The sequence below is a fragment of the Gardnerella sp. 2492 genome (assembly GCF_050320365.1).
Taxonomy (GTDB): Bacteria; Actinomycetota; Actinomycetes; order Actinomycetales; family Bifidobacteriaceae; genus Bifidobacterium.
In genome coordinates this window covers 115,459-127,344 of record NZ_CP186952.1, presented here as the reverse complement: position 1 = coordinate 127,344, position 11,886 = coordinate 115,459, and the positions used below count along the sequence as shown (strand labels likewise).

Genomic DNA, 11,886 nt, shown 5'->3' with positions numbered 1-11,886 from the left:
CTTGACTTTTTGAATGAGATCCGTTACCGAATATCAAACAAAAAGTCAAGATAAAAAATGAAAACTGACTTAAACACGCATAATTATGACTTAATCTCGCAAGATTAGCCTAAGTCTGCGTAAGTGCATATCCATGCTCCATGACGATACTCTAATGACAGTGATTCCCAATAGCGCATTACGCCAACCATAACGCACACCACTCCTTCAAAGCGGTTTGGACTTACCATCATACCGTTAATCATGTTTGGTATAGCAGGGAATCTGCGCAGTCTTGAACGACTTTCAGAATCTTCAATTTCCTTAAAAAAGTTGTCCAAAACTGACCACATATTCTTCAATTTTGCCGAACATTCAGGCGTAAGCAAATCCCTCATTGCCTTCGGGACTGGACGACCGCGAGAAATATCAGCAACAACACAAGCGATTCTGCACGTTCTTAAAGCGAGTGATAAGAATAACTTTTCGTCATCCGTGCTATTAAAGCACACGCCTATATGATACGGCACAGAAGAGTTCACAAAACCAATAGGTAATACTCCCTCATGAGCTGGTAACGGTTCTCGCGAACGATATGGAAATTGTGGAGGTGGTTCTTTTTGCCATCCACAATTTCCCATACCACATGCCCATTCGTTTCCGCACTTTTCATTTTCATTTCTACCGCTTTGATTCTCATCAAATGGCTCTTTCATTGTTCCCATAACAGAAACCATTTTTATCTTCCCATCTCTTTTTTTCTCTATCTTTCTTAATCCAATTTTTAGTAGAAAAATATCGACTTAAAATCGGATTAGAAATAGCATACACCGCGATTAAGTAGCATTTTGAATAAAATCAAAAAATGTGTATAAATTATAACTGGTGTCGGTGTGTTCCTTGAAAAATCAAGGTTTTTTTAAAATAAAGTTATACACATTACGGTTTATAAAATCACAACTTCCGTGATTTCAGTATTAGACAATAAAACATGCGTACTAATTTCGTCAATATACGGCATTAGCCTGGTAAGTATGTCTCAGGAAATTGAAATAGGTTTGGGCAAAAAAGCCCACGTCGCATATTCTCTCGACGATGTTGCTATCCTCCCTTCACGACGCTCACGCGACCCTAAAGCCGTATCAACCACTTGGCAAGTAGACGCGTACACATTTGACGTTCCTGTTATTGCAGCTCCTATGGATTCTGTTACAAGTCCAGATACTGCTATTGCAATGGGTCAAATGGGTGCTCTTGGTGTTCTTGACTTGGAAGGCTTATGGACTCGCTATGAAAACCCAGAGCCTCTTCTTAAGGAAATATCTGAGCTTCCTGACAATATAGCAACGAGGCGTATTCAGGAAATTTACGAGGAACCAATTAAACCAGAGCTTATTGCTGAACGTTTGCACACAATACGAGAAGCTGGAGTCACTGTAGCCGGCGCTCTTTCTCCACAGCGCACTCAAGAACTTTATAGCACTGTTATTGAAGCAGGCGTTGATCTTTTCGTAATTCGTGGAACTGCAGTTTCTGCCGAACATGTATCAAAAGATCACGAGCCACTCGATTTGAAGAAGTTCATTTACGATTTAGATGTTCCTGTTATAGTAGGTGGCTGCGCTGATTATACTTCTGCACTTCACCTAATGCGCACTGGAGCTGCTGGCATTCTTGTTGGTTTTGGCGGAGGCGCAGTATCTGCAACTATGAACACTCTTGGCGTTCAAGCTCCATTAGCCACGGCTATTGCTGATGTTGCTGAAGCTCGTCGTGACTACATGGATGAGTCAGGCGGACGCTACGTGCAGATTATTGCAGATGGCGGAATGGGAACTTCCGGCAACTTCATAAAGGCTTTAGCAATGGGAGCGGACGCTGTAATGCTAGGCACTCCTCTGGCGAGAGCAACTGAAGCACCTGGGCGCGGCACTCATTGGGGTGCTGAAGCTCGTCATGCTTCTTTGCCACGCGGAATGCGCAGTCATGTTGGAACAGTTGCTCCTTTGGAAAATGTTCTGTTTGGGCCAAGTCATGAAGCTGATGGCACAACTAATTTTGTTGGAGCTTTACGACGCACTATGGCTTCAACAGGATACGTGGATGTTAAAAGTTTCCAACGTTGCAATGTTGTTATAAACCCGTTCCACAGTGATATTCGCTAATAGTTATATTAACTTACAATATTTGAATTTAAAGATAAATTTACAGCCTGGCAGCTTGTAGTATGTCAGGCTGTAATTTTATTAGTAATACTAATTTTAATCGTCAGTAGAAGTTATATTTTGCTATCTATACGAATTATGCTTCAATATTATGCTTCAAACATTCTCACTTATTTTTGAAGTATTCGTATATTATTTCAGCTTTGCTCTCTCCTATTCCTTCCACTTGTTTTAACTGTTCAACTGAAGCTTCACGCAAGTTTTTTACAGAACCAAAAGCGCCAATAAGTCGCTTTCTATATACGGCTCCGATTCCAGGTATAGAATCTAATGAAGATTTAATTAATCCTTTACGTCTACGATTGCGATGGTAAGTTATAGCAAAACGATGAGATTCATCGCGTGCGCGCTGTAGCAAATATAATCCTTCCGAACTTCTTTTAAGAATAATAGGGTAATCACTATCTGGAAGCCATACCTCTTCTAACTTTTTAGAAAGTCCACATACTGCTACTCCTGTTATAGAATTATCTTCTAATGCTTTCATAGCTGCTTTGGCTTGTTCTCTACCTCCATCAACAACTATTAGGTTAGGAGAATAAGCAAAACGGTGATTTCTCTTTCCTGTATTTTCAGTATTACTATTTTCAGAGCCAATATTATTTTCGTTCTCGCAATTGCTTATTGAGGAGTCAGCATGTTTAAATCTTCTCGAAATTGTTTCATAGACTGCACTTAAATCATCAAGTCGACCGTTACCATCATCTCCACGAATAGCAAAATGCCTGTAGTCACTTGGTTTTGCTATTGCATCCTCAAAAACAACCATTGAAGCTACCTGGTAAGTACCATCAACAGTATTCGAAATATCGTAACATTCTATACGCAGAGGTGACTTAGATAATCCTAAAGCTTTAGCAACTTCATTCATTGCTTGGCTGCGCTTTTCTAAACTATTTATGCGGCTGGCTTTTAGTCTTGTTAAAGCCTGATTAGCATTATCGTTTGCTCTCTCAAGTAATTCACGTTTTTCTCCACGAGAAGGCACTCTAATAGTTACTTTTGAACCTCTTAATTGCGTAAGCCATGATTCTATTTCACTTCGTCTTTCGTCTTGAATAGCGATAGGAACAATAATTTCTCTCGGTATTGGAGAAATTGGTGCAAGAAAATCTTCTCTACCAGTTGTCTCTTGTCTTTCTCGTCTCATTTTTGTTGCTTTCGCACGCAAATTAGAATCCGTAGCAGTAGCATTCTGAGTATTAGACACTGCGTTACGCGTTTCTTCTATTCGAGAATTTGAGTTCTTTGATTTTAAACTTTCTACGATGCTTTCATAATTTTTTTGATCAATTTGCGCATTTTCTTGATATTCTCCATACAAGTGCACTAATAAGTCGGCAAGAAGATCTGCATCGTCTTTATCGTCGGCACGTTCAACCCCCCAATTTCGTTCACCTCGAATAATTCCGGAACGTACGAAAAAGACGTGAACTGATCCTTCTAGTTCGTCACTGCTTAAACCAAAAACATCTGCCTCTACATCTTCATCTAGAACTACAGAATTTGATTGCAAAACTGTACTAAGCAAATTAATTTTGTCTCGTAATTTTGCTGCTCGTTCAAATTCCAATTCTTCACTTGCTTGCTTCATATCACGATTGAGTTGTGCTAAATATGATTCGCCCACGCTGCCAGTAAGCACTCCAACGAGTTGACTTACATAACTTCTATGAGTTTTAAAATCAATACTTCCTACACAAGGTGCCGAACACTTTCCTATTGAAGCAAGCAAACATGGTCTACCTGTTCTTCTTGCTTTATTAAATGCGCTTGAAGTGCAAGTGCGAACTGGAAAAGCTTTTAGTAATGAATCTAAGCTGTGACGAAGTGGCCATACTTTAGCGTAAGGTCCGAAATACTGCGCTCCACGACTACCACGGTTTCTAGTAATCCATACTCTTGGGAATTTCTCTCCCACACTTACAGCCAAATAAGGGTATGTTTTATCATCTCGAAATACAACATTAAATCTTGGATTAAACTCTTTAATCCACGTGTATTCAAGACTAAGTGCTTCTATTTCAGTTTCTACAACAGTCCATTCCAAACTACGAGCAGTTAAAACCATAGTTTGAGTTCTAGGGTGAAGCTGATAAAGAGGCTGAAAATAATTAGCAAGACGATTTCGCAAATTCTTAGCTTTACCAACGTAAATTACACGGCCTTCTTCATCTCTCCACTTATATACACCAGGTTGCGCAGGAATATCTTTAGAAGCCGGCCTGAATAAATCTCTAGTGTCACCTAATAATGGTGCTCCTAAAGCGTTTACATGATTCTCATTAAAATCAGAAACCATATTAAAATCAGTTTTAGTTTTATGCCAATTAATATTTTCTGCAGACTTATCATCTTTCAAATTATCTAATAAATTATTTCTTATAGAATTATTCGAACTATCCATTATTCACCTCCTTTCACATAAGAAAATCTCATTTATTTGCTTAAAAATTTATTTACCTAAAAGTTGCAGCAGACTGTAAAGGTTGATCGCATTCTATTTATTGTTAAGCATTTGCTTAAGGAATTTACCAGTCCAACTTTTTTCGCATAGTGCAACACTTTCTGGACTTCCTTGAGCAACAACAGTTCCTCCAGAATCTCCCCCTTCTGGCCCTAAATCAATAATCCAATCAGCAGACTTTACAACATCAAGATTATGCTCAATAACAATAACACTGTTACCTTTATCTACAAGGGATTGAAGAACTGTTAAAAGTTTTCTAACATCCTCAAAATGAAGACCTGTAGTAGGTTCGTCAAGAATATAAACAGTTTTTCCTGTAGATCTACGTTGCAATTCTGTGGCAAGTTTTACTCGCTGAGACTCACCGCCGGAAAGTGTTGTGGCACTTTGTCCTAAACGAATATAACCTAATCCAACTTGTACAAGAGTGTCTAAATAACGTGAAATAGAAGGGTAAGCTTTGAAAAATACTGCTGCCTCAGAAATAGACATGTCAAGAACATCAGAAACAGACTTGCCATTATAAGTAACTTCCAAAGTTTCTCTGTTATATCTTTTTCCGTGACATGTTTCACATTCTACGTACACATCCGGCAGGAAATTCATCTCGATTTTTAAAGTACCGTCACCATGACACGCTTCGCAACGACCACCTTTAACATTGAATGAGAATCTTCCAGGGCCGTAACCTCTAACTTTTGCTTCTGCTGTTTGCGCAAAAAGCGAACGGATTTTATCCCATACTCCCGTGTATGTTGCAGGATTAGATCGAGGCGTACGGCCTATAGGATTCTGATCTACATGAACCACTTTGTCGCAATACTCTAGGCCTTCTACTCTCTTGTGCTTTCCTGGAACAATTCGTGCTCCATTAAGCTTATCTGCAAGAACTGGGTAAAGAATAGAATTTATTAGTGTTGATTTACCAGATCCTGACACTCCTGTAATGCAGGTAAATACTCCCAAAGGTATACTTACATCAATATTTTTAAGATTATGCTCCTTAGCACCAATAATATTAAGCATGCGTTCTGAATCAACCAAACGCCTATTTTTAGGCACTTCTATTGATTTTCTTCCTGAAATATAATCTCCAGTAATTGAGCGTTTTGCTTTAACAATATTTGTTGAAAGACCAGAATAAACAACTTCACCGCCATGCTCTCCAGCTTCAGGACCAATATCTACAAGCCAGTCTGCTTGACGAATTGTATCTTCATCATGCTCAACAACTATAAGCGTGTTGCCAAGGTTACGTAAGTGATGAAGTGTTGCAATTAGACGCTCATTATCTCGTTGATGCAACCCAATAGAAGGCTCATCCAGTACGTACATTACTCCTACTAAACCTGAACCTATTTGTGTAGCTAATCTTATTCGTTGCGCTTCACCACCAGATAGTGTTTTTGCGGCTCTTGAAAGAGTTAGATAGTTTAAACCAACATCATTTAAAAAGCCAAGTCGAGCACGTATTTCCTTTAGAACTTCTCCTGCAATAAGCGCTTTTGAACCTTCTAACTTGAGTGAATTTATCCACTGCAAACTTTTTTCAACTGGCATATCGCAAACTTCAGATATTGAAGTATCTAATACCGTTACTGCAAGAACTTCTGGACGTAAACGCTTTCCCTGACACTTTTGGCACGGTACTTCACGCATGTATGACTCATAATACTGTCGCATTTGATCAGAATCAGTTTCATCATGCTTTCGCATAAGAGTACGTACAACACCTTCGAAACCTGTAGAGTATTCGCGTTGCCTACCCCACCTGTTTTTGTATGAAACTTTTACGCTGAAATCATGACCATACATGATTGATTTCTGAACACTTTCTGGCAAATCTTTCCAAGGAGTGTTCATACTAAAACCTAAATCTTGTGAAAGACCGGAAAGTATATGCTGATAGTACATACCTGCAGCTTTATTCATTGACCAAGGTTCAATAGCGCCTTGAGCAAGGGATTTATCAGGGTCTGGAATAACTAGTTCAGGATCAATCTCAAGATTGTACCCAATTCCGGAACATTCTGGACATGCTCCATAAGGAGCGTTGAACGAAAAGGTTCTTGGCTCAATTTCATCAAGTTCTAGTTGATGATTGTTAGGACATGAACGATTCTCAGAAAAAGATTGACGACGATTAGAAGAATCTTTCGGCTCATCGACAAAGTCAGCAATCATAACGCCCTTTGAAAGTTTCAAAGCCGTTTCTATAGAATCTGTAAGACGAACTCTAATACCATCTTTTATAACTAGACGATCAATAACAACTTCAATAGTATGTTTTTTCTGCTTTTCGAGAGTAATATCTTCAGAAAGCTCACACATATTACCGTCAATAATTGCGCGCGCATACCCGTCTGATCTCAATAATTCGATAGTATCTTTAAACTCTCCTTTTCTTCCTCTGACCACTGGAGCTAAAATTTGCAATCTCGTGCGTTCAGGCAATGACAGTAATGTATCTGTCATCTGTTGAGGTGTTTGAGCATTAACAAGTTGACCACATTCAGGGCAATGAGGAATACCAATTCTAGCAAATAATAATCTTAAATAATCGTATATTTCTGTAATAGTTCCAACAGTAGAACGAGGGTTACGATTCGTAGTTTTTTGATCAATAGAAACAGCTGGACTCAATCCTTCAATAAAATCAACGTCAGGCTTATCCATTCTTCCTAAAAATTGCCTAGCGTACGCGCTTAAAGATTCAACATACCTACGTTGTCCTTCTGCAAACAATGTGTCAAAAGCTAAAGAAGATTTGCCAGATCCTGAAAGTCCGGTAAATACCACCATACGGTTCCTAGGAATAGACAAACTAACATTTTTTAGATTATGTTCGCGAGCGCCTTGAATTGTTATTTTCCATTCAGCAGGAACTTTAGATAAATCTGATACTATAGTGCCGTCATGCTCATTAAGTGGAGCATTATTAAGCAATACTTGTAATATATCAGATTGCTGACTTACTTTATTATTCACAACACACCTCCACGCATACGCTACTCCCCCAAAAACAAATTACACTTACTAAGTATAGAACAAGTGTTCGAAAAAGTAAAATTTACTTTATTTTGTTGAATGGAGCACAAAATAATGTTCTAAGTAGCTCTTCGTGACAGCCTAACAGTATAATGGTGAGTTTGGCTAATACTTTATTAAATACACACACAACAGAAGCCTAATTTTTGGGAAACGGATACATATTATGCCTATTGACGCACAAGCATTGACCATACAAATTGGTGCGCGCACACTGCTAAACCCTACCGATTTTCACGTTACTAAAGGAGATAAAATCGGTTTAGTTGGTCGTAACGGTGCAGGCAAAACTACTCTTACACGCGTGATTACAGGAGATATGCTTCCTGCTGGAGGTTCTGTTCGAGTAAGTGGGGGTTTAGGATATCTTCCTCAAGATACACATGCAGCTGATCCTGAGCAAAGCGTAATTGATCGCATTATGAGCGCTCGCGATATTTCTTCTATTGTTTCTAGAATCCGCAAGGCTGAAAAAGAAATGACAGACCCAGACCCGGATGTCATGACTAAAGCTATGAACCGCTACGACAAAGCTATGCAAGATTTTGAAAAAGCAGGCGGTTACTCTGTACAATCCGAAGCAATATCAATGGCAACAAGCTTAGGTCTTCCGCAAGAAGTTATGCAGCAATCTTTAGGAACTCTTTCCGGCGGCCAGCGCAGGCGTATTGAGCTCGCACGTATTCTGTTTTCTAACGCAGACACATTAATTCTTGACGAACCTACAAACCATTTAGATGCAGACTCTATTATATGGTTGCGAAACTATTTGAAACGTTTCGAAGGTGGATTCCTTGTTATTTCGCACTCAACTGAGCTGCTTGATGAAGTAGTAAATAAAGTGTGGCATTTGGATGCTCAGCTTGCTCAAATAGATATGTATTCTATGGGCTGGAAGGCTTATTTGCATCAGCGCGTAGTAGATGAAGAGCGTCGCCGTAGAGAGCGCGAAGTTGCCGAAAAGAAGGCAGAACGTCTTATGAAGCAAGGTATTCGCTTGCATGCAAAAGCTACGAAAGCTGTTGCTGCACAGAATATGATGCGCAGAGCCGAACGTTTGCTCAGTGAAACAAGTGAGGCTCAAAGCCGCGAAAAAGTTGCAGACATTCGTTTCCCTGAACCAGCTCCTTGCGGCAAAACACCTATTATGGCTAAAGATATTTCTAAAGCTTATGGTTCTAATATTGTTTTCGCGGGAATTAATCTTGCAATAGACAAAGGTTCTCGAGTTGTTATTTTGGGATACAACGGTGCTGGTAAAACTACAACATTGCGCATTTTAGCAGGAGAAGAAACAGCAGATACTGGCGAAGTAAAATATGGTCACGGCTGCAAAATCGGATATTTTGCTCAGGAACACGATACTTTGGATTTAGACGCGACTGTGTTGGAAAATCTACAGCATGTTGCACCAAATTTGGACGATACTCAAGCGCGTTCTATGCTTGGAAGCTTCCTGTTTTCAGGCGACGACGCTATGAAACCTGCTCGAGTGCTTTCAGGCGGCGAAAAAACGCGTCTTGCGCTCGCAACACTTGTTACATCTCAAGCTAACGTACTGCTTCTCGATGAGCCTACAAATAATCTTGATCCTGCTTCTCGTGACGAAATACTTAAAGCTATTGCAAAATATGAGGGCGCAATAGTTTTAGTTACACACGATGAGGGTGCTGTTGAAGCATTACAGCCGGAACGAGTTCTTCTTATGCCGGATGGCGATGAAGACTTGTGGAATGACGAGTATCTTGACTTGGTAGCAGAAGAGTAGCAACTAAAATAGTTACTAAAGTAGCTACTAAAGTAGTAAGTGCGCAAACAAAGAAAACAATATGAGGTGCAATTATGGGATGTGAACAGACACTAGATTCCGCGTCTCAAACGCAAACTCAGTCTAATGATAATATTTCTCACGCACACAATTTAGCGAAAGTAAACTGCGTAAAAAAATCTACAGTAGAGAACTTAAGCAGTTCATTTGATAATTGTAATTGCACTCATCATGTACTGAAACGTGTTTGGCACACTATACGCATACCACTTCTTATTGTTCTACTTATCAGCGCCTTTGAATGCACGCTTGGAAATATACAATTTTGGAGCAGTATTTCTGCAAGTACAGACAGTGCTTTCGCACACAATACTCTAGGTTCTGGCGTAACAAGATTAAAAACCGGAGGTCTTCTAATAACAGATCCTACTGAAGCGTACTTAGAAGTTGTTTCTGACGGATCTTCACCTTACATAAGACTGCAACGTTCAATAAAAGAGCCTGCTAAAAATTCTAAATACAATATTACTTGTGATATTCATGTACGAATTGACGTAAATAAGTATGCTGGAAAACCTTTACACGCCAATCCGTGCATTCTTGATGAAGCTTTACTACCTATGCCGCCAAAATCACGCGGAGCAACTAATACTCTGCGAGTTTGGCTAGAACATCCTGCTGGTACAGTTCTAGACATAGAAGATGTTAGAGCAAATGCGCGCGCACAATTTACGTGGTCTTGGTTGCGTGTAACAATACTAGCCTTAATTTCCATAATGTTAGCTTTGTGGAATCCTTGGTCAAGATTGTGGAGCATGCCACTTAATACGCGCAGTCGAAAGCAAAGATTTGCTCTTGTAGTGTCTTGGATTCCTTCAATCGTTATAACAATCGCAGTTATTATCTGGTCAATCCAAGCTGCAACTAGAATGCGTTTCTACATTCCAGGAAATTACACATACGATTTTGATCAATACGCTCACACTGCAGACGCATTACTTCACGGAAAAACTCATCTCATGCTTCCAGTTCCTAAAGAACTAACTCAGTTGAGTAACCCTTATGATCCTGCTGCAAGAAATGAGCTGCTTAAAAACGGTGTAAGCAACATTTACTGGGATTACGCATATTACAACGGTCACTGGTATTCATATTTTGGACTACTCCCAGCAGTATTACTTTTCTTACCGTATCAACTAATATCACAGATTTGGGTTCCTGGTGGAGCAATGCTACCAACCTCCGCAGCAACTTTGGTTTTCCTAACTTTCTTCTTCATTGCAGGTTCACTTCTTGTAATAAGACTCTTACAAAAAACTGTTAAAAATCCTTCTTTAGCATTAGTAACTCTTTCGCTAACTTTCTTCTTCATTGCTTCAAACACTTCATATCTGCTGTTCCGCACATCGTTCTATTCAGTACCTATGGCTGCCTCGCTAGCTTTCACATCATTTGGATTATGTTTCTACTGCGGTGCAATACGAGAAGAAGATAATAATCTTTCGCTTAAAAGACTAGCTTTAGGTTCTTTCTTTATAGCATTAAATATTGGTTGCAGACCAACTTTTGCAATAGCAATACTTTTGGCTATTCCGCTTATATATAAACGCGTATTATCATGCGTTATTAATATTTTTAATCATACAAAAGTTGCTTACAATTTTAGTAAATTACTGCGCTTACTTTGCGCTTGGATTATGCCAGTTGTGCTAACTGCAATTCCTTTCGGAATTTACAATATGCTTCGTTTCGGCTCTCCACTGAACTTTGGTAACGAGTATCAAATCACTATTACGGATATGACTACCATGAAACTGCCGAAGAGCAACATTATACCGTCAATATTAAGTTATTTAGCTCTTCCTTTGCGATTCATACCAACCTTCCCTTGGATTGGAATTCAACCTATTGCTTTTGACCGTTGGCAATACGCAGAGCCTATGATTGGCGGTCTTTTTGCACTATGCCCTCTAGTGTTTATAGGAGTTGTAGCGGCGCTTATAATGCGAAAAAATTATAAGAGCAAAATATCGTATTTTTATTCTGCACTATACGTATTTGCAGGAATAATTTTAGTAATTTTTGACAGTCTTAAAGCTGGTATAGGTTGGCGTTATATTGCTGATTTTGCTTGGTCTTTCGCACTTGCTGCAGTTATTGGTATCGCTGTGCTTGTTCAAAAATATGCTACTTTATCAGATGAAGATACGATTATAAAAAAGATTTTCGTATACGCATTAAGAGCTGCAATACTTGCTTTCTTGTTCTTCTCTATAGCAATTAATTTCTTAAGCTGGTTCGTAACAGGACGAGAAGATTCAATGATACGCTTCTACCCTTCACTGTGGCATATTGCAAAAAATCTGTTTACTTTCATGTATTAATTAAAATATTTA

General features: G+C 39.2%; 6 protein-coding genes. 3 read left to right on the top strand and 3 right to left on the bottom strand.

Annotated elements, in window-relative coordinates; genetic code table 11:
• Positions 1–104 precede the first annotated feature (104 nt).
• Complete coding sequence (locus ACPFYS_RS00420) at positions 105–716, bottom strand: hypothetical protein (RefSeq protein ID WP_427876855.1); 612 nt, start codon at positions 714–716, stop codon at positions 105–107.
• A 297-nt stretch (positions 717–1,013) separates the two neighbouring features.
• Here ACPFYS_RS00420 and ACPFYS_RS00415 point away from each other — a divergent pair, with 297 nt between their 5' ends.
• Positions 1,014–2,144 carry a GuaB3 family IMP dehydrogenase-related protein gene (locus ACPFYS_RS00415; RefSeq protein WP_427876853.1) on the top strand — a complete coding sequence of 377 codons (1,131 nt, stop codon included), beginning with the start codon at positions 1,014–1,016 and terminating at the stop codon, positions 2,142–2,144.
• A gap of 166 nt (positions 2,145–2,310) precedes the next feature.
• On the opposite strand, the gene uvrC is transcribed toward ACPFYS_RS00415, so the two are convergent.
• The gene (gene uvrC / locus ACPFYS_RS00410; RefSeq protein ID WP_427876851.1) at positions 2,311–4,611 is read right to left on the bottom strand and encodes an excinuclease ABC subunit UvrC; all 2,301 of its coding nucleotides are present in this window, start codon (positions 4,609–4,611) and stop codon (positions 2,311–2,313) included.
• A 93-nt stretch (positions 4,612–4,704) separates the two neighbouring features.
• A complete protein-coding gene (gene uvrA / locus ACPFYS_RS00405) occupies positions 4,705–7,662 on the bottom strand; it encodes an excinuclease ABC subunit UvrA (RefSeq protein WP_427876849.1) in 2,958 nt (985 codons plus the stop codon).
• Positions 7,663–7,888: 226 nt separating this feature from the next.
• On the opposite strand from uvrA, the gene ACPFYS_RS00400 reads away from it, so the two are divergent.
• Both ACPFYS_RS00400 and ACPFYS_RS00395 read left to right on the top strand, forming a co-directional pair.
• Positions 7,889–9,490 carry an ABC-F family ATP-binding cassette domain-containing protein gene (locus ACPFYS_RS00400; RefSeq protein WP_427876847.1) on the top strand — a complete coding sequence of 534 codons (1,602 nt, stop codon included), beginning with the start codon at positions 7,889–7,891 and terminating at the stop codon, positions 9,488–9,490.
• A 74-nt stretch (positions 9,491–9,564) separates the two neighbouring features.
• The gene (locus ACPFYS_RS00395) at positions 9,565–11,874 is read left to right on the top strand and encodes a beta-carotene 15,15'-monooxygenase (RefSeq protein ID WP_427876845.1); all 2,310 of its coding nucleotides are present in this window, start codon (positions 9,565–9,567) and stop codon (positions 11,872–11,874) included.
• The last annotated feature ends 12 nt before the right edge of the window (positions 11,875–11,886 follow it).

Excerpts from the sequence above, each read along its gene's own strand:
- ACPFYS_RS00395 (WP_427876845.1), top strand. The coding sequence starts at position 9,565 with ATGGGATGTGAACAGACACTAGATTCCGCGTCTCAAACGCAAACTCAG.
- uvrC (WP_427876851.1), bottom strand. The coding sequence starts at position 4,611 with ATGGATAGTTCGAATAATTCTATAAGAAATAATTTATTAGATAATTTG.
- ACPFYS_RS00415 (WP_427876853.1), top strand. The coding sequence starts at position 1,014 with ATGTCTCAGGAAATTGAAATAGGTTTGGGCAAAAAAGCCCACGTCGCA.
- ACPFYS_RS00420 (WP_427876855.1), bottom strand. The coding sequence starts at position 716 with ATGGTTTCTGTTATGGGAACAATGAAAGAGCCATTTGATGAGAATCAA.
- ACPFYS_RS00400 (WP_427876847.1), top strand. The coding sequence starts at position 7,889 with ATGCCTATTGACGCACAAGCATTGACCATACAAATTGGTGCGCGCACA.